10 protein-coding genes are annotated in these 19,724 nt (G+C 48.8%); 5 read left to right on the top strand and 5 right to left on the bottom strand.

The features are described 5' to 3' along the window. The first annotated feature begins 21 nt into the window (after window positions 1–21). Complete coding sequence (locus tag J4E70_RS00050) at window positions 22–819, top strand: ABC transporter permease (protein ID WP_213887025.1); 798 nt, start codon at window positions 22–24, stop codon at window positions 817–819. Here J4E70_RS00050 and J4E70_RS00045 read toward each other — a convergent pair. Continuing rightward, window positions 816–2,081, bottom strand: a complete 1,266-nt coding sequence (locus J4E70_RS00045; RefSeq protein ID WP_213887024.1) for a capsule biosynthesis protein — start codon at window positions 2,079–2,081, stop codon at window positions 816–818. The two genes, J4E70_RS00050 and J4E70_RS00045, sit on opposite strands and share 4 nt — an antisense overlap. A 60-nt stretch (window positions 2,082–2,141) precedes the next feature. Between J4E70_RS00045 and J4E70_RS00040 the strand changes: the two genes are divergently transcribed. Continuing rightward, window positions 2,142–3,377, top strand: coding sequence for a capsular biosynthesis protein (locus tag J4E70_RS00040; RefSeq protein ID WP_213887023.1), 1,236 nt, complete (start codon window positions 2,142–2,144; stop codon window positions 3,375–3,377). A 12-nt stretch (window positions 3,378–3,389) separates the two neighbouring features. Then, window positions 3,390–4,172: an SDR family NAD(P)-dependent oxidoreductase gene (locus J4E70_RS00035; RefSeq protein ID WP_213887022.1), complete on the top strand. Its 783-nt coding sequence runs from the start codon at window positions 3,390–3,392 to the stop codon at window positions 4,170–4,172. 2 nt (window positions 4,173–4,174) lie between these two features. Here J4E70_RS00035 and J4E70_RS00030 read toward each other — a convergent pair whose 3' ends face one another. Both J4E70_RS00030 and J4E70_RS00025 read right to left on the bottom strand, forming a co-directional pair. Continuing rightward, a complete protein-coding gene (locus J4E70_RS00030) occupies window positions 4,175–5,533 on the bottom strand; it encodes an aminotransferase class I/II-fold pyridoxal phosphate-dependent enzyme (RefSeq protein WP_213887021.1) in 1,359 nt (452 codons plus the stop codon). Continuing rightward, a complete protein-coding gene (locus J4E70_RS00025; protein ID WP_213887020.1) occupies window positions 5,533–12,903 on the bottom strand; it encodes a type I polyketide synthase in 7,371 nt (2,456 codons plus the stop codon). The genes J4E70_RS00030 and J4E70_RS00025 overlap by 1 nt, the downstream gene beginning before the upstream one ends. Window positions 12,904–13,139: 236 nt before the next feature. Between J4E70_RS00025 and J4E70_RS00020 the strand changes: the two genes are divergently transcribed. Then, entirely contained in the window at window positions 13,140–14,153 is a 1,014-nt protein-coding gene (locus J4E70_RS00020) for a glycosyltransferase family protein (protein WP_213887019.1), read from the top strand. A gap of 34 nt (window positions 14,154–14,187) precedes the next feature. On the opposite strand, the gene J4E70_RS00015 is transcribed toward J4E70_RS00020, so the two are convergent. Together J4E70_RS00015 and J4E70_RS00010 are read right to left on the bottom strand one after the other, a co-directional pair. Then, complete coding sequence (locus J4E70_RS00015) at window positions 14,188–15,201, bottom strand: hypothetical protein (protein ID WP_213887018.1); 1,014 nt, start codon at window positions 15,199–15,201, stop codon at window positions 14,188–14,190. Then, window positions 15,198–17,723, bottom strand: a complete 2,526-nt coding sequence (locus J4E70_RS00010; protein ID WP_213887017.1) for a glycosyltransferase — start codon at window positions 17,721–17,723, stop codon at window positions 15,198–15,200. The genes J4E70_RS00015 and J4E70_RS00010 overlap by 4 nt, the downstream gene beginning before the upstream one ends. A gap of 835 nt (window positions 17,724–18,558) precedes the next feature. Between J4E70_RS00010 and J4E70_RS00005 the strand changes: the two genes are divergently transcribed. Next, the gene (locus J4E70_RS00005) at window positions 18,559–19,122 is read left to right on the top strand and encodes a c-type cytochrome (protein ID WP_213887016.1); all 564 of its coding nucleotides are present in this window, start codon (window positions 18,559–18,561) and stop codon (window positions 19,120–19,122) included. Window positions 19,123–19,724 lie beyond the last annotated feature (602 nt).

The raw sequence follows: 19,724 nt of genomic DNA, 5'->3' as shown, positions 1-19,724 counted from the left end.
TCACGGGCATGGCGCAGGAAAATGTTACTGGCATCCCAAAAAGCAAATCAAAACCCAAGATTTCAGGCGGCGCGCGTTCTGTTTGCTATGGTCATGCGCGAGATGAATACACGCTACGGTCGCACATGGGGTGGTTACATGTGGGCAATACTTGATCCCGTCGGAATGATTGCACTTCTAACGCTCGCGTTCAGTCAGTTTATTCATGCGCCTCCGATTGGTGCCAGCTTTGAACTGTTCTATGCGACAGGATACATACCGTTTTATATTTACTCAGAGATTACTAACAATACGAGCATGGCTGTTGCGTTTAACAAGCAGCTTATGCATTTCCCGGCGATTACGCCTTTGGACGCCGTTATCGCCCGGTTTATTCTTTCGGTGCTAACTTTACTGGTTGTCAGCGTCATTGTATTTTTCGCGATAGCATTTGTTTCTGAATGGAGCGGCACCCTGGATCTGGGCGCAATTGTTCTAGCTACCGGACTTGCGGCGCTGTTGGGACTTGGGCTAGGAACGATGAACTGCGTATTGTTCGCATTTTTCCCGGTATGGCAGCGCGTTTGGATGGTTTTAAGCCGACCGCTGTTTTTGGTATCAGGTGTCTTTTTCACCTATGAATCAATGCCGCCGCAAATTCAGACGATACTCTGGTACAATCCACTGGTACATATTGTTGGTGTTATGCGCCGAGGGTTCTACGCGAGCTATAACGCCGACTATGTTTCTTTGCTCTATGTTGGAGGGATAGGTGTGGGATCGCTGGTTTTAGGTTCGGCTCTGCTCATTCGCCACAAGAGCTATGTGATAGAAAGTTAGGATGAAAACTTACCGACAATTTGTTTGATAGCTGCATTCTGGCCTGTGCGATTATAAAAGGAACCCTTGATCTGAGTTGTTGTTAATGCCCTAAAAAAATCAGAGGCAAAAGTTGGGCTAACCGGTTCGGCCTCATTCCAGAATTTATCTAGCCCGGCTTGGTGCGAGAGGTCGGGGATATCAAAAACAGCGTCACCAAGCGTGATGATTGGAACGCCAAGTCGTATCGCGTGAAGACCAACCGTAGAGTTTGCGAGCACAACACCTTTTGAGTTGGAAATCAGTTTGTCGAGTGGGCCGCCCTTTATCACGTGCACCCGATGTTTAAGGCCGAACTCCGACGTCAGGCTGGCTATTCGGCGAGGCCAATTTTCGAGGCCGTTATCAAGGGGATGGATTTTAAAAACCAAATGACGCTCAGCAGGGGCGTGCTTGGCAAATGAGGTCAGGATCTCCCGAAGAAATTCTTCAAGATGATTGTACTTTGTTGATGATCTAATCTGATAATCGCTCTGTAGCTGCATCGCGACCAGATTGTATTGAAACTGATCGTCCAGGCATTTTTGTGAAACTTGCTTTGCAATAAAAGCTTGTTTTCGGGATCTTGCAAGTTCGGGTAACCAGGCCAAGTAGTCGATAACAGGCCAATAGTATTTGTCGGAAAAAAAGAAGGGATAGAATGGTCTTCCAAACACCAAAAGAAGATTGAACAAAACTTCGCCGACCGCTTCTTCCAGGAAAGAATGTGGGTATCGTAGCACCATGTCAGCTTTGCCAGCTTTTCGTGCCAAAGTTTCTATTTGATTTTTCTGTTTTGGGAATCTTGATTTTGGCCCCATCCCATCGGCTTCCATCGTTAGCCAATCAGGGCGCAGATAGCCAAATTCAATAGCCCAGCAGTTCACGCCCAATTTCCTTGCAACATCCGCTGCTGCTGCGTGATAGGGATGGCGGTCTGCATAGTATAGAATATCGGTAATTTTTTCATTCTGAATGAAAATTTCCAACCAAGTGGGCCAGTTTCGAAATCGCCCACGATAATTGATAGCGCCTCGCCTGTGCCAGAAAGCCCAGTCCGCGAGACAAAAATTCACTTTACGAGTGGGAACTCCTCCGGTTTCCAACCCTGTCGCAAGCCGATGCCAAAACCCCGAAGGGTGCCCCTGTAGAAACAGAATTTTTCTATCGATCGAGTTCATGTATTTTCTGGCCAGATGGAAGGCTGATTTTGCTGAGTTTACAGGTGACGATATTGCACTCATCTGATTTTTCTGCAATCCAAGGTGGAATTGCAATAGGAATGTGTAATCAACAAAGAGCAGATGATCACCAGCAACTCTTCAGACCTCGTTAACCGTAGATTTCTATTTTTGCAGGGCCCATCATCGTGGTTTTTCAACACCTTAGCGAATGAACTGCGTGATCGAGGCGGCGTTGTTGAGCGAGTAAGTTTCTGTCCGGGAGATCGCTTGTACTGGCGTGGTTCTACTATTGTTTTTCGCCGGCCAAAGGAAATGTGGTCCCGTTTCTTTGCGGAAACGATGAGAGAACAAAAAATCACCGATTTAGTTTGTCTCGGGGACGGCCGATTTTGGCACAAAGTTGCGATCGAGAGAATTAGAAGCTGCTTTCCAGAAACCAGAATTAATATTGTGGAACATGGTTACTTACGTCCTGATTGGCTCACCATTGAACCGGATGGAACGGGCGGACGCTCGCGATTTCCACAGGCATTCGAAACGGAAGTCTTTAAATCTGGCTCGAAGCACTGGCCGCCTGAAACAGGATATCGAACCAGTTTTCTTGAGTATGCGGGATTAGATATAGGGTATCATCTGGCAAATGTATTATTTGGCTGGATTCTCTATCCAAACACTATAAACCACTCTATTCATTCTCCGTTCCAGGAGTGGGCTGGATGGGTCAAAAAGGCCCTGATGCTTCCTTTACGAAAGCAAGAGATTCATCGAACCGAGTTGTTGCTACAGCGCCAAGAAGCCCCCCGGTTTGTTTTCCCGCTGCAACTTGAAACTGACTATCAAATTCGTCAGCACGGAACAGATGGCGGGCTGCGCAGCGCGCTAGACGATGTAGTAGCGACCTTTGCCAAGCACGCTCCACCGAATGCCGTTTTGATTGTTAAAGTGCACCCTTTGGACAACGGCTTGGCCCCTTGGCGCAAACTTGTGATCCAAGCCGCGAGTAAGAACGGGTGCCAAGAGAGGTGCTTTTTTCTGGATGGTGGCGACTTAAGCGATCTTCTGAATAGTTTGGCTGGTCTTGTGACAGTGAACTCAACAGTTGGGCTTACGGCCCTTTTGGGTGGCACTCCGGTAAAGGTGCTCGGAAAGGCGATTTATGACCTTCCAGGATTGACGGATCAGCGTCCAGTTCAGAGCTTTTGGCAAGATCCGGAGATACCGGATCCCGCACGAGTGACAGCTTTTGCTGACATGCTGAAGGCAACAATTCAGGTACCCGGTGGATTCGATGGGGAAGGCGTCGCAGACGGAGTCCGCAATATAGCTGACAAGCTGATGCAACCACCGGTATTTTAGGAGAACGAAAATATGAAAGAGTTCCACTCTATCGTGATAACGGGCGCTTCTGGCGGCATCGGGCGAGCGCTTGTTTATGAACTTGCCAGACCAGGAACGAGTTTGCTTTTGTTGGGTCGCAATATTTCAAAACTAAAGGAAGTTTCTGAAGAAGCGCGCTCAAAGGGGGCAATGGCGGAGTTCGCTTTTTGCGATGTCACAGACGGTGGCCAGCTTTCAAAACTGGTGAGAGAATTTGATGCTCGTCGCAATGTTGATCTTCTGGTCGCAAATGCTGGTGTTTCATCGGGGTTGGGGCAGGGCCAATCCCCTGAACCAGAGGGCCATGCACAACGCTTGATCGAAGTTAACCTCATTGGGGCAATAAACACCGTCGAAACACTTTTGCCCGAATTTATCACCCGGAAAGCGGGCCATATCGCGATTATCAGCTCGCTTGCGGGCGTTCGCCCACACGCCGATATGCCAAGTTACAGCGCCTCAAAATCCGGTTTGCGTGCTTACGGCATCGCATTGCGCGGTTGGTTGCGAGGCAAGGGTGTCGGGGTAAGTGTCATTATGCCCGGTTTTGTTACTTCGCCAATGTCCGCAAGACATCATGGCCCTAAACCATTCGAAGTTTCAGCTGAGAATGCTGCCAAAATCATCGTCAGGGGGATAAGAAATAATCGGTCAATGATCTCGTTCCCGTGGCAACTTCTGCTTCTGATACGATTGGGAAATTTACTGCCCGCGCCTGTATCAGATTGGTTCGAGCGTCGCTTTGCTGCGGAAATTAGGCCAGAAAACGAATGACTTCAGCTTTTTGACCTGAGCCCTTCAAGCAGGTTTGTACCTGCTGCTATGTCGACCAGTTCCTTAGTTGTTTCAACTGCATATTGAATATCTTGTTTACTGTGGCTCGCGGTCAAAAAGAAGCGTAGCCGCGCCATTTTCTCTGGAACCGCAGGGAAAATGATTGGCATCGCGTTGATGCCCCGTTCAAGAAGCTTGTCCGCAATGAAAACAGTCTTGAGTGAATCACCAACAATGATTGGTGTAACTGCAAATCCCAGCGACGGGCCTGTATCAAGCCCCGACAGTTTAGCCTGTTCCAGAAATAGAGCGCCATTTTCACGAAGCGTATCAACCCTGTCTGGTTCGGCCAGCATGAGTTTCAGCGCAGCGTTTGCCGCCAAGGATTGCGATGCTGGTAGCCCCACCGAATAGATAAACCCAGCTGCTTTGTAACGCAGATACTCAACCAGCTCGGTTGACCCTGCAATGAACCCTCCACACGAACAAAGAGCTTTAGATAAAGTGCCCATCCAGATTTCAACTGAAGTTGGGTCAATGTTCTGGGCTTCGGAAATTCCGCGACCGGTTTTCCCCATAACACCGAAAGAATGCGCTTCGTCCACCATGAGCCATGCGTTGTGACGCGTTTTAACCTCAACAAATTTTGCAAGGTCGGGAACGTCACCGTCCATTGAGTAAAGACCTTCGATTACGATCAGTACCTGGCCATAGTCATCTCTGCTTTGACTCAGCTTTCGGTCGATCCAGGCGTAGTCATTGTGCGGGAATGTCAAATGTGATGCGCCGGACAGGCGTACGCCTTCGGCTACGGAATTGTGTATCAGGGAATCTATCAATACAAGATCACCCGGGCCGGTGAGAGTGCTGATACCCGTAACGTTTGTTGCATGGCCCGACACGAAAACAATTGCGTCTTCGACCCCGTAGCAATCTGCCAGGTTGCGTTCAAGTGCTCCATGAAACGGCCGTTCCCCACCCACTAATCGGCTGGCGGAAACAGACCCACCCCAAGTTTTCACACCTTCGCAAACTGCCTCTATCAGTTCTGGGGATTTATTCAGCCCCAGATAATCGTAAGATGCGAAGTTGATGCAATCCTTCCCTTCGATCATTACGTGGCTTTCCGACACAGCCTCAATTGACCGAAAAAAAGGCGGGTTTATTTTCAGCATATCAGCGGCGGCCCTTTGCAGACGCATATGTTCGAAGGCGGGTAGCGTGCCGAAATCAAACGCTTTAGCGGCGGCTTTGGTGACAGGTGTTTCATTCTCCGGGGCGGACGCTTTTTGTGTCTCACGAATTGCGTGCGCTTTACGCAGACCCGACAAAATTGCGGTCTTGCTTAAAGTGCCTGACATTAGCTTGTTTTCCGACTGATTGAGGTAACAGTTCTTGCATTACTATTGAGAATCTCGACAAGCTCGTGATCGATTTCCTGGTTTTCGTCGACATGCTGAACAATGGTTTCGTAGATGGCAGAATCTTGGCCCGTATCTTCTTCAAGCAATCCGTCCAGAAGTTTTCGGCTTAGTTGAATGAGGGTCATTCCATCGACGAGAGCCATCAGAGGCAGATCAACACCGAACTTTTCTTCCACAGCCATGCGAAGGTTTACGGCCATTAGCGAGTCAAACCCCATATCCGTAAGGGGCTGAAGAGGGGCCGTTTCCGATACCGGCTGTCGCAGAATTCCAGCAGTTTCTTCGACGAGTAAGGATGTTATTTTTTCCAGAGCCTCGGATTCGTTCAATCCGTTGATCAGGCTTTTAAGATCATTCGCTGTTTCCGTAAGCGCCTGATCAGTTTTAAGGTCGATTCTGCTGAACAAGGCCTTTTTCATAAGCTTCAGATCAGAGGCTAGCCGCCCCCAGTTCATAGGGGCCATTGTAACAACAGGGTCAGGAGAGCCGGAAGCAATGATCGTTGCTAAGCCTTCCAATGCTTCATCAGCGGTCAGCATCCGGGTTCCGATTCTTTGTTCCAATATTTCACGTGCCTCTTGCTCTCGAGCGAGGTAGCCGTGATCAGATAGAGGCCCCCAAGCTACAGCCAGACCGGCCAGTCCCTGCTTGCGACGCGACGCAACAAGGCTCTCTAAATATGCATTCGCCGCAACATAGGCTGCTTGTCCGGGGTTGCCGAAAAGGGTGGCGACAGACGAGTAGACGATAAAATGGTCTATCGGCAGGCTACGGGTTAGCGTGTCAAGGTTCTCGGCGGTCGCGATCTTGGCGCGCATAACCGCCTGCATTCTTTCCGGGGTTTGGTTGGAAAAAAGCGCGTCATCAAGAACCATCGCAGCGTGAAGGACGCCTTTGAGGGGCAAATGGTCAGCTTTAATTTTTTCGAAAACTGTCGCTAATTGATCCATATCTGCAGCATCCGCTGCAACGACTTCAATTTTTACGCCGGTGCTTTCAAGTTCTGTTCGGTCTTGTCGTGACAATGTTCCTGAACGACCTAGCAACCAGAGCTTTTCAACACCCTGTTTCGCAAGCCAGCGTGCCGTAGCAAGCCCAAAACCCCCAAGCCCCCCTACCAAGAGCCAAGCACCACCAGAAATTTTTGTCACTGCGCTTGCGACAGGCAGTTTGGGAACGGAGGGAGCCCGCACAAGAATTTTGCCAATATGGCCCGATTTTTGCATCAACCTGAATGCATCAATAACCTCTCCGGGTTCGAAAATCTGGCAGGGTGGCGACCTGTAAAAACCGTTGACAAATCCATCTATCAGGTCGGTAAAAAGCTGCTCTACAAGTTCTGGGCGTTGTGACAACAACTGGTCAGCATCAACTCCAAAGTAAGACAGGTTTTGTCGGAAGGGTCTAAGGCCGATACGACTGTTTTGATAAAAATCTTGTTTCCCCAACTCAACGAACCGGCCAAAGGCTTTCAAGCATCCAAGCGAACGTTCCATTGCTTCGCCAGACAAGGAGTTCAGAACCACGTCGACGCCTTTTCCGGACGTGTAAGCCATAAGATCATCCGCAAACTGCAACGATCTGCTGTCAAAGACCGCTTTGGCACCCAGAATCTGAAGAAGCCTTCGTTTCTCCGGGCTGCCAGCTGTCGCAATCACGTTTGCGCCAAGGTGCTTGGCAATCTGTATGGCCGCGAGCCCAACCCCCCCGGCTCCGCCATGGATTAAGACGGTTTCACCTTCTTTTAGGCGGGCGGTTTCGGCCAAGGCGTATTGTGCGGTGACAAATATGGCCGGAATTGCAGCAGCAGTTTTAAGATCGACAACATCTGGAACTTTGACAACAGCCTTTTCCGAAACCGTCACATGGCTGGAAAAACAAGATGGGGCAAATGCGATGACGTGGTCGCCAACATTGAATGTGCTGTCTGCACCCGTTCGAATAACGATGCCCGAACACTCCATACCAAGCGTTGCGCCCGCAAAACCATCTTCCAAGGCTTCTTCAGGTAAAAGGCCCTGTGCCCACATCACATCACGAAAGTTCAGCCCAGTTGCCGAAACAGCAATTTCCACTTCTTTTGCGGTTGGCGCGTGCCGGGCGGTACTTTTCCATTCCAGGGATTCGAAATTCCCGAATTGACCAATCTCTAGAGTCCGTGTGTGCGATCCTTGAAAAGAAAGGTCAGACGCAAGAGTTTCGAAACCTGCTTTTTGCTCTACGCGAGTTGCAGATGCACCGTTGTCGTCCCATAAAATTTCACTTTCGTTCGGATCGATCGACAAACTATTCAGGAAATTTTTGACAATCTGTGAGTCCGATAACCCCGACGCCATTTTTAAGAAACGAAACTCGGTTTGAAGGTATTCATTCGTTAGCACGCGCCCAAGACCCAGTGCCGCCGCCCCGGACCCTGCTTTGTTGGTTTTGTTTTGAGAAATTATCCAAATCTGTGCTGGTGGTTTCTGCATTAACTGGTGCAATGCCATTACATGCGTCAGAGAGTTTGTCAGGTCATCTTCGTCTGCTTGCTGTTTGTGTGAGAGATAGATCACCTCTTCACCCTCTTCCGAAACCAAATGTCCATTGGCGATCAAAGCATCTGAAAGTTTTTTGGCGAGATCATCGTTTCCGACAGAACCTAAGACGCGAAAGGACCGCGGTTCGATTTCCACATGCTCCAACGCGTCTGAATTCTTTGAGATCGTCACAAACGCGCTTGTCGTATCAATGTTCAGTGGTAGCGAGATTGGTTCAGAAAGGCCGACCATTTCCAATTCTTTCAAGTGTTCTTGGCCGGGCCGTTTTCTACTACGCGGGCGCTGATGATTTTTTGTGGTACCCCACCATTCTTCGGCTTGCCCCATAATCATGTCTTCTACGAGGTCAGGTTCCCGCTCAACACCGACCAATAGGCCACCATCGGCCAGCACTGGTTTGATATTAGAGAAAAACATTGCATCGACCCGGCCCAGTAGATCAGCATGCAGAACCACGTCATAGCTAAGAGAATTCAAAGCGGCATCCATGCCGAAAATCTTAGCTTTGCCTGTTTCTCTTCGGGTCTGGCGCATCAACTCGATGCCCCTTGATTCCACGTCGGACAGGCTCAGATTGTCGATTGCCACTAACGAACTCAGAGTGTCGATGAACCCCTGTGGCGCTAGCCCAAGTACCAGAACATTTAGTCGCGTTTCCTTTGGCCAAGTCGTTACTAAATCAACGATAATATCAGCGGCTTTCGACCAAATTGAACGTGATGCAGGGCTGAAATCCACAGCTTTCAAGGGCCGTGGCTGTTTGCTCAATCCCTCTTGCAAGATTTTCGCCAATTGCTGGTCAAGTTGCAAAAGATCTTTCAGTTCACCTGAGCGTTCAGGAGTTGCTGTCGTAATAAGTTCAAAAAGGTCTTCAGTTGCTGGAAACGGGCACTTTTCAGCAAGGACGACTACATCTTTTTCTGAGACGGTAGCCGCATCGCTTTCGACCAATGCGTCTAGCATTCTGTTTAGCAGGGCAGAAGAACCTCTTCCAAATTCGTCAAAAATGGAAGCATGAATTCTTCTTTCCGTGTCCGCATATGGCGCAATCAAATTCCAGCTAATCCGATGTGCTAACGCATCGATAAGAAGTGCCGCATCATCGGGGTCAGGCAGGCAGTTGGCGGCTATGCCAATTTCCAATAGTCGCTTAGAAGGATTTGCCCACGCCTCCGGGAGTGTCGTACCAGAACCTTGTACGAGCAGTCTTACCTCGCGTTGATGCCAAAGCGGGAGGTTTTTCCCGGTTTCGGAAGAAAGTCTAATGGCCTTGAACCGAACCGAAGAAATTTGGCAAATTAGGTCATTATGTGCATCATAAAACGCAATCTCAGCTTCTGCTCCAAGCGCGGGAAGCCGCGAAAGTTTTAAGATCGCTTTGGCAGGGGCGATGCCTGACTTCAAAAGCCTTACCCGCCCAAATCTAACAGGAAGAAATGACTGCGTTTTTACGAGATCGCCAGTGATGTTGTTTTTGATAAGATCGAAAATTCCGTGAAAACCAGCATCAGCTAACGTCGGGTCCAGAGCGTATCCCGAAGACTCGAGAAACGACGGCAAAAACTCGGCGAACGCAGTTTGCCCTGATGTTCTGAGGTTGGAAAGTCGACGAAAGGCAGGACCATACTCCAGCTTGATATCTTTGAGCTTGGTGTAAAGGCTGTCCAGGGAAACGATGTCTGGTCTCTCTGAAGATTCAGGGTAATCAGATGCAGAAAACCCGTAATCCTTTCGCAACGTTCCAGAGGCACAAAGTTGCCAATCCATTTGTTCGCCGGTCTTGCGCGATTCAATCCTTATAGTTGCTGAAGAGAGCTCTAAAACTGTGCGTAGCTCGACAGGATTTTCATCGCCAAAAACCACAGGGCGAAGAATTTCAAAATCGGTGAGCTCGATCGCGTCTTGCCCGAATTCGGATTTTCCAGCTGCCATTGCAATTTCAACGAAAGCTGTAGCTGGCAGCACGGGCAAGCCGTCAACAACATGATCTGCAAGCCAAGGTAACTTGGTGGGGTCAACTTCGCTGTGCCAGGCGCCTTCACCATTTCTAAGCCGAATACCCAAAAGGGTATGGCCCTTTTCGCGGCCAAACAGCTCCACTGATTGCGGGGTTAAACCCGCCCGATACGGTTTGTGTTGCCACGGATAAGGGGGGAGACCGCCCCGGAATGGGATTTCAAGTCCAAAAACATTTGACTCTTGTAACTCGGCTCCCAGAGCAATTGCTTCTGCAACGATCTGCAGGACGGTTTTTTCAGACTGATTGCCCTGTTCCATCGATGGCATGTAGACAAGCGTTCCGCCTGCCGTTTTTACAGTATCGGTTACATAATTCCGCAAAACCGGACGCGGCCCGATTTCGACCACTAAGTCGATACCGTCTTCAACCATATCCTCTAATGCGCTTTGAAACTGAACTTCGTTTCTGGCGTTTTTCCACCAATAGTTTGAATTCAATTTGCTTGAGTCGATACGCTTGCCAAACGTTGAAGAGTAATATGAGGGCACCCCACTCTTAGGAACGATATCTTTGACATTCTCAAAGAAGCGGCTCTTGATTGAGTCTAAAGCCCGGCTATGAAATGGGTAATCAATCGCCAGCGGTTTGATGGCAACGCGTTTTTTGCGTGCGAATTTAGCAAATATTTCAAGGTCATCCTTTGGACCTGTAAGGGTGCAACTTCTTGGGCTGTTCTGGGCCGAAACCTCTATGCTGTGGTTTCCAAACTCTCCAAGCAGGTCGCTTAAGGTTTGTTTTCCTGCCAAGACGGCAGCCATACTGCCTTTTCCTTTTAGGTCTTCAAGTGCCTCAGAGCGGGTGCGAACCAGTTGCGTGGCATCGTGTAGGCTCAGAGCTCCGCTTGCCCAAGCCGCTGCAATCTCGCCGACGGAATGGCCGATAACGGCATGAGGCGTTAAACCCGTGGCGGACAAAGCCTCTACAAGCGCGACTTGGATGGCAAACAAGAGTGGCTGAGCAATCTTTGAGATAGCAAGCTGCGCGTCCAGATCGTCAGAAAGCAGCGATGCTTCAATATCAAGATCACTTTCTTCGGATAGTATTTTGGCGACACGTCTAAATTGGTGCCTGAAAATCTCGTTCGTTTCAAACAGGTGCCGCCCCATGCCAGGCCACTGAGAGCCATTTCCTGAAAAGGCAAATGCGGCCTTTTTCTTTGTCCCGCGCGTATGTCTTTGGACAACATCTGAGGTCTGCTTGCCTGTTGCGAAATCTTCTAGCGCGGCTGCAATGCTGAAACTGTTGTTCCCCAGAGCGACAAGCCGATGGTCATGTCGATGCAGGCGGTGGTTCGCATTATTGATCTGGCAGGAACCTGTGCGTTCAGAGGATTCTGCCAAAACCTTTTGCCAATTCGCCGCAGTTGCTTTTAGTGCGTCCTCTGTCGCCGCGGAGAGAACGAGGGCGTTTACCTTTGGCGTTACGGGTGTTGGGGTGTATTTTTCATGCTCCCACGGTTGGCGCAGCAAAACATGTGAGTTCGCTCCACCAAAACCAAAAGAATTCACACCCGCAACCCATGGACGTTTCCGGTCTTCCAGTTTTACTGCAGAAGTCGCCACTGAAAGGTTCAGTTCTTCGAAGGGGATATCAGGATTGAGTTTTTTTACATGAAGCGTTTTAGGAAAAACGCCGTTTTCAAGAGACAATTGAGCTTTGAGCAAACCAACCAGCCCGGAGGCTGACTCAAGATGTCCGAAGTTTGACTTGGCAGAGCCGATTGGGAGCGAGTTTCCGCGTGCAGAACCGAAAACCGTTCCAATCGCCTGCGCTTCCTGCGGGTCGCCTACAGATGTGCCAGTGCCATGTGCTTCTACGAATGCGAGGTCGTTGGGATCAAACCGATGGGTGTTTAGAATGGATCGCAACAAATCTGCTTGCCTCTCCGAGGAGGGCATCGCCATCCCGATAGTTCTACCATCCGAGTTTATACCAGACGCCATGATAACACTGCGTACAAGATCGCCGGATTGTTGCGCGACGTTTAACTTACGAATTACGAAAACAACGGCCCCTTCAGAGCGGACATATCCGTTCGCAGAAGCGTCAAAAGCTTTGCAAAGCCCATCTGGTGACAACATTGCTGACCGCGAAAAGCCTATGAAGGGTAGAGGCGAAAGCAGAGCGTTAACACCGCAAACGATTGCGGTGTCGATTTCTCCGGCTTTCATTGCCTTAACCGCTTGATCCAATGCATAGAATGAGGATGAACAAGCTGTATCCACAGTGTAACTTGGCCCGTTGATGTCCAGGAAATAGGAAAGCCGGTTCGACAGGATTGAAAGCGTGTTTCCGAGCATAAACTGGGAATCAATTGCTCCCAGATTGCCTAGGAATTGTGTCGAATAATCTGAAGAAGATGCGCCAACGTAGACACCCGTGCGGGTTTTATCCAACCTGTCTGGGGTTAATCCGGAAGACTCCATTGCCTCCCAGGTGACTTCAAGAAGCAGGCGCTGCTGCGGATCCATCTGTTCAGCTTCGCGCGGAGAAATCCCAAAGAAACCTGGATCGAAGCTCCAGATATTTTCAAGTAGCCCTGCGGCTGTTGAATATGTTGTGCCCGGAACATTTTTACTCGGATGCGCATATCTGTCAGTGGACCAGCGGTCGGGCGTAATACTCGAAACAACGCATTGTTCATTGCTGAGCACCTGCCAGAATTCTTCTGGAGAATTTACATTTGGCACGCGGACAGAGTAACCGATGACGGCGATTTCGTTCAAATGTTCGTTATTGTCTCCCAACGCCTAAGCCCTACTTTCTAAGCTCAATTTTGGTTCGCCCAAACGAGCAACGCCTCCCTCCAAGATTGCTCATGGACGGCGCAATGCAAGTATACGTAGAAATTTTGGTGGCTCCAAGGTCTAAGTTTTTGAGATCCCATCTCGAGCAAAAATCTGTGGCGGGGCTTGCGTTGTCAGTTCGCCGATGCAAGAAACTTACCACTTAAAACCCGGGGTGCGGCGAAGTTGGATAATTCATGATTCCATTGGCGATGTCATTTCGACGATTGGGCCCGACCGGACTTTTGAACCGATGGTTGACCAGTGATAGTTCGCCAACATCAGATCTCTATTTCGCAAACGCCTGTCAGGAAATTTTGACCGAAGGCCTTGTTACGCAATATTCGCCAACTGTTTTTGCTTCTGCTAGCACCCAACTTGTTATGCGGCACGACGCGAGAACGCCGGCACATTTGACTCGCGACTGTTTGGTCTACTTTATTGATGATTTGTGGAATTTCAGAGATGAAGACCCCGGATTGTCTTGGTTCTACCGAAATAAGATGGCGTTGGTTGAGGCGCGCGCTGTGGATTGGTACCTGAAACGGGCAAACGCGTTTGTGGTGAGCACGCCATTGCTAGCAGATGACTTGCGTAAGATGTCTCCGCAAGCGGATGTTTATTTGGTCAATCCCTATTGGTCTGAACCTGTTGCTGATCTTGATCATTTTGATCGCCATAGCTTTGACATTGCTTATCTTGGGGGACAGGTACACCGGGCCGATCTGGAATTTTTGCTACCAGCGATAAGGCGCGTTCTTGACGAAATTCCAGAAGCTTCTTTTACCTTGTCTGTAGGCCACCGGATTCCAAGTGATCTCGAGACCCATCCGCGTGTCCGCCGGCTGCAGGCGCTGCGTTGGCGGGACTATCGGCTATTATTGCCGAAAAAAAGGTTTCACCTAGCTCTCTATCCTTTGCTGGACACGCCGTTCAACCGGGCGCGCTCGATCAACAAGATTATTGAACATGCTGTTACAGGTGCAGTTGGTTTGTATTCGGATTGGTGGGTAGAGAATTTACCTAAAGCGTTCGCGACAAACACGTTAAAAGTTCCGAATAATTCTGACATGTGGGCAGATAAAATCATTCATTGCTATGAGAATCGTCAGGACGTGAAAATCAAAGCAAAAGCTCTGTCTGAAACCATTGGAAAACTGTCGCACAAAGAGGACCAGATTGACCTTTGGTCGAAGCTCTTCAAAATCTAAAGTTGCTTGTGAGAAATACTACGGAAATTTGATCTCAACGCTTTTTCAGTGCTTTAAGCACATGTTGAACGAGGTCGACGCGGTCTATTGGTTTTGGTCCAACCCATGAAGGTTCTGCACTAGGCAATTGCTCGTAGAATAGAACACCATCTGACCTTCCAAGAAATTCACGCGCGATGAATTTGTAGTCCTCTATATTTTCATTGATTAATTCGAGGCGCATTTCGGGAGAAAGTACTTCAGTTTTGGTTTCATCTGGCGGAAGGGAGAAAGTGTACGTAACAAGCAAGCTGCGAAGACTGTCTGACACGTCAAGACGCTGAAATATGTCCATGAGTTCCATCGAGCCATAAGGCAGTGAAACATTCAGACGCTTCTTTTCTACGGAGAGCTTTTCCGAAATTGCCGAATGTCCAATCGCGCTTAGGAAATCGCTAGTGATATTCGGAAGGTTCTGGCCTTCCTCGTGTGGCCTTACGATTAGGTTTTCTTTGCCAAATACATCTGCCCATCTATTAAGGAGAGTGCGGTGGTTAAAGACTTGGGACTTTCTCCCTTTATGAAAATTCAGATAGCTTTCAATGCCGAGCCCCCAAGGGGGGGTGGCCACGGTCTTTAACGCTTGGTTGTAGGCAGACACCCACCAATTGTCATGTCGCCGCAGGTATACAATTATGGTAACTTTATAATCATTAAAAAACTTTGCAACATCTTCAGGTTGACCCCAGAGTACAAAAAATTCCGAGCTGAAAACCGCGGATTGGCAACAACTCGCGTTGAATTCCACATCAAATGCATTTCTTTTTTTCTCAAATTCATTACTGTCCAGTTTTCGGTTTGGTTTCTGGCTGAACCCCAAAAAATCGCTCAACCCATAGTGGGCGGCACCAGCCGCTCCGAAGGTCGGATACAACAGCCCATTTTCTTCAAGCAAATGCCGGTTTGAAAATAAATCGCTTTGAATTGCCGAGCTGCCAGTTTTGTTCATTCCAATGTGAATGAAGACACTTTTCTGACTGGATCGTTCTGCAAGTATTTCGTTACTCAACAAACCAGAACCTCGCTTTGATGTTGTGTCGTTCCGGTTGTGAAGTAGTCTAGAATTTCCTCGAGGCTATCTGCGCTGTTCTCGGGGTTGCTGCGCAGCACGATGCCATTTTTTGCTTTGTAAACAGCTTCAGCTTGCGCACCAAAATCGAAACAGAAAACCGGCAAGCCCGTTGCCAAAGCTTCGTGCGTTGTAAACGAAAATGTTTCCGGGCAGATAGACGGGATCAACCAACAGGATACCTTGTTATCTTTCGCGATAGCGGTCAGTTCTGAAATTTTGTATGGGCCAAGGACTGAGACGTCAGGATGGCTGTAGGTAGGGTCGATCGTTCCAATGACAATGACTTTAATTCTGCGGTCGGAAATGTTCTGAGCCATTCGCCTGACAACATCTGCTCCTTTTCCAAAGCCGATGTTCCCGAGAACAGCAATAACAGTTTCTGGCGGACTCAGGTTTGAGACAGTGTTAGGGCGGACTGGCAGTTCGTGTGGATTGACCTTTACCTTGTTTCGAAATTCGGGATAGGCGCGGGAAAAAATTTCTTTGCTGCTTTCAGAAAATGCTTCAATTCGTTCAACCTGCTTGAACAGGCTTTCCCAACGTTCTCTCCAATCCTTCAGGTTTTCCGAGGCAAGGTGATGTCCCAAAGTGAGGCTGGGAAAGCATTTTTGGCAGAATTTCTGTGATGGAACGCCGCAAAATTCATTCTTGTAATTCAACAGGTTGTAAGAAGGACAAACCGGAAAGAAATCATGCAACAGAACGTGCGCATTATCAGAGGTCGGGTCCATCAGCGAAAAGACGAATTCGACAAAATCCATAGGATCCTTTGCACCCACAACGCACGAATAGATAAACAGGCGCTTGTCTAAGCAGGAAAGAAGGGCTTCAAGCTGATGCAAGTCATCCATCTGGCAGGCAAGCATACCTACGCAAGTGTGCACTTCTAGGGCGTAACTATTTTCAGACCCGGACTTTCGCAGGATGATCGCGCCCTTGCCCCGTTCGTTTAACGCGGCAATCCGATTGGTCAGATAAATCTCAGCACCGCCACCCAAAGTATGAGCTAAAAATATCGGCACTTCGCCATCACCATTCAATGTGGCAATTGCCAGGGCGATACGCGCCGAGATCAAAGAATCCTCTGCAATAAAATCTTGGACTTCAGTATTGAAAAGCGGAAATCGTTGCGAAATAATTTGCCCATTGTTCGTAAGAAGGTGGGCTTTCGTCTCTGGAGAAAACGACTGCCCGCTCCGATGTTCGACGAACAAGTTTCCGATTCCAACATTGATCCCACCAATTTTGGAAGCTCTCAGACACCAGTCGACTTCTTCTCCATATCCTTTTCCAAACACCGTATCCAAAGTGGGTATGCGCCTTAGGTGCCTGGCATTTATAGCCATGCAAAACCCAACACCGGTTGGAATTTTCTTCGTTGTAACCTGCGGGTTCAGCTGTTTTGCAATAGCGTCAATCGAATCTACTTCACTTGCGTTTAGCTGCAGTGTTCCATTTATGACCGGGACTGACATTATTGTAGCGTTATTTGACATAGGTGTAACGCTTGCGACTTGGTGGTCATCCAAGATCGGTTTGATCAGACGGGATAACCACCCTGCTGGCACGAATGCGTCCGAATTCAACAAAACTGCGTGACGGTTCGTGGTTTCTTCTAACGCACGATTAACTGACGCAATAAAGCCCAGGTTTTGTGAGTTTTCGATCAATTTAACTTTGGGACTATGTTTGGCGCACCAATCTCTGAGCCAGGGTTTAACGCGTGGATCGGTCGAGGCGTCTTCGACCACAATCAATTCAAAGGCCATGTCGCTGTGCAACACAACACGATCAAGGCAATTCTGTAATAGCTCAAACGCATTGAAGACAGGAACAATCACTGCAATTTCCGCGCTGGCTTTCGGATCATGAGACACCGCCATGAACAAATCAGCAGACAATCTGGCGGGCGCAGGTTTTGATGTTTGCGGGATAAGCATGCGCTCCAGTTCGCCTGCAGCCAGCCTGTCGCCAAACAAGAAATACTGAATGAGTGCGCGCGGACGAGTCACACCAATTCTCAGCAGGATCAGGGCCAGATGAAAAATTGCACGCAGCCAATCAGGTCTGCCAATCGTTGATAGTTGAGCTACGTCTTTCCATCGACCGGCCGAAAAGTACTGAACTTCCAACTCTGGCCCAAAAGGTATGTCAACTGTAAAGCCTGCCGCCTGAAAGTTGCGATGTTCTGGTATATCTTTTAAATCTCCACGATGTAGATCAGGCGTCACGATTTTCTGCAGCCCGGCACACCTGAAACGCAAAGTTTTCGTGTTTGCCCAACCCTCGATCTGGATGCGGTTATTGCAGACCTTAACCACTTCCAAGAAACCTTTGGCGCCAACCAAATCACTCTTAAATGGGATCATTTCTTTGCGTTTGTGAAGATGGTTTACCAGAGCAGAAAAAATTGTCTTTCGCGCGGCATGAAGGGATTTTTTCAGCTTTGTTGCTACCATTTAACTTTCCCGTGAGAACTAGTTTCAATGGTGCTGAGTGTGAAGTTCTTGCCACACCTGTTTTCGTCGCAGACATTGAATTTTAGGCAGTGCCCGAAGTCATATGATGTGGGCCATTTCATCGTTTTTTTCGGTGGGTGGCGCGGGTACTCTTGGGGGGAACGGTAACCACGTACGTGGATTAACGTCAACCAGCGATTGATTTGTATCAAGAGAAAAACGCACTCTAGGTATTAGCGATACAATGGCCTGCTTGGCGCTGTGGATCTCTGTTCGCGTGGTGTTTGGAGAATGTCCCTTAGAGTTTTTAGGCACCCTGCCTTTTTCAAGTTACGCATAAGCATGAGGGCATATCAATCTTTTTGGACCTAATAAGATGGACGGATTGTAGCCCAAACGGCTAAAGGCAAGGGCTTGGGGTAATTGCTCAGAAATTGTTGACGTTTCTTCTTGAACGGGCTGGCGGTGATCTCTTGACAAGGATAAGGCAGGATAGTTTTATAAGTCTGTAATTCAGCAGATTTACCTTGGGCATTTACGGAATTTCGCTTTCTTTTGTGGCCCGATCTTCAACTGGGCTTACAAAAATCGCGTCCGGCTTTGTCTTTCTGGCTTAGCAAGACGGAGGGCCGTTGAGTTTCAGAGCCTTAACAATGCAGTGTCCCGCATGGCAAGGGCAATCGATTAACAAACCTTGCGGTATTTCATGGTATAGCACTTGAATGAGATCAATGTGCAGCCAGGCCAGTGGACCGTACATTGAAAAAAGTTGTGTAGGCGAAACTGGGATACATTGGCAAAGTAAAATTGCTTTGGATTGAATTGAGGAAAGAAAATGAATTGGAAGGGGTATTGGTTGATTGGATGTGCAATGGCTGCTCTTGGTGTGTTTGGGGCCGCAGCCCCGGTTGTTGGCCACGGTGGCGCGAGCGGCGTGGTCAAAGAGCGCATGGAGTTGATGGAGCGCTACGAGGAACTAGCCGACCGGTTGTTCGCAATGGCCCATGGCGAGCTTCCCTATTCTCAAAGTGTAGTGCGCAACGCGGCTGCCGAGCTTAGGGAAACGTCTGGCGGGGATTTGGTTGGGCTGTTTCCCGAAGGCAGCTTACGCGAGCCGAGCGAAGCCAGCCCAAAGATCTGGGAGGATTCCGTGAGCTTTTCGCATTTTGCGGACTTGCTGCGCGATTTTGCCACGCTGCTCGAAGAGAACCCCGCACCGTCGTCCGATCCGTCGCTGCTGCCCCGAAAATGGGAGGACGTGCCAGTGATGGGAGGGATGATGCATAGTGGTGGAATGATGGGTGGCCGGAACGGCACAAGCCTAGAGGCTGGGCTTTGGCGTGTTGCGCACGCCTGCAATTCTTGCCACGAGCAGTTCCGCGAAGATGAACGCCGATGAAAAATGGGTGTGCCTGCTGAGTTCCGCGCGAGATAATATGAGAAGCAGGTAGATGAGTTGCATAATGAACTGGAAGATCGCTGGCAGCGATTTGATTTGGCCGACAAAAGGGGCTGAGTAACTCGCGCAGGCTAGGGTTTTGACCTTCTAGCGACAGATAAAACCTGTTTTCGTTAAGCATCAAAATCTTGAATGTTTAGCAATGTTGTTTCCAAATCTCCGTGTTGCCCCAAGATTGTCGTTGGCAATTTAGCTTTGTCTCTAATGGCGAATAAGAGTTTTGCTACAAAAACGAAGTGTGCAATTGGCATAAAAACCATTTATGCTTGAGGGAGTAGCACGGGGACATCAATAAGCCCTTGGACACTCAAGGCACCAACACAACTCCCACAACCGAGCTTGTGTTCACAAGTGACCCAGCTTTATGGCATCGTTCTTGATTATAACAAAGCAGCACAGAATCGGATGCTGATAGTGTCTAGCCCCCAATTTCAGTACCAGTAATTTTCGTTTTCTCTAATAAGGTTTCAAGCACTGGCGGGCGCATGTTCAATGCGTGATGTGGTCTTATCCGGTTGTATTGCCTGAGCCAAACATTGATG

This window comes from Pseudohalocynthiibacter aestuariivivens (assembly GCF_018457175.1).
GTDB lineage: Bacteria > Pseudomonadota > Alphaproteobacteria > Rhodobacterales > Rhodobacteraceae > Pseudohalocynthiibacter > Pseudohalocynthiibacter aestuariivivens.
The sequence above is the reverse complement of the archived record's forward strand: the minus strand, read 5'-3'. Positions and strand labels throughout refer to the sequence as shown.

Coding starts and splice junctions, on each gene's coding strand:
- J4E70_RS00005 (WP_213887016.1), top strand. CDS start 18,559: ATGAATTGGAAGGGGTATTGGTTGATTGGATGTGCAATGGCTGCTCTT.
- J4E70_RS00035 (WP_213887022.1), top strand. CDS start 3,390: ATGAAAGAGTTCCACTCTATCGTGATAACGGGCGCTTCTGGCGGCATC.
- J4E70_RS00010 (WP_213887017.1), bottom strand. CDS start 17,723: ATGGTAGCAACAAAGCTGAAAAAATCCCTTCATGCCGCGCGAAAGACA.
- J4E70_RS00030 (WP_213887021.1), bottom strand. CDS start 5,533: ATGTCAGGCACTTTAAGCAAGACCGCAATTTTGTCGGGTCTGCGTAAA.
- J4E70_RS00020 (WP_213887019.1), top strand. CDS start 13,140: ATGATTCCATTGGCGATGTCATTTCGACGATTGGGCCCGACCGGACTT.
- J4E70_RS00045 (WP_213887024.1), bottom strand. CDS start 2,081: ATGAGTGCAATATCGTCACCTGTAAACTCAGCAAAATCAGCCTTCCAT.
- J4E70_RS00050 (WP_213887025.1), top strand. CDS start 22: ATGTTACTGGCATCCCAAAAAGCAAATCAAAACCCAAGATTTCAGGCG.
- J4E70_RS00040 (WP_213887023.1), top strand. CDS start 2,142: ATGATCACCAGCAACTCTTCAGACCTCGTTAACCGTAGATTTCTATTT.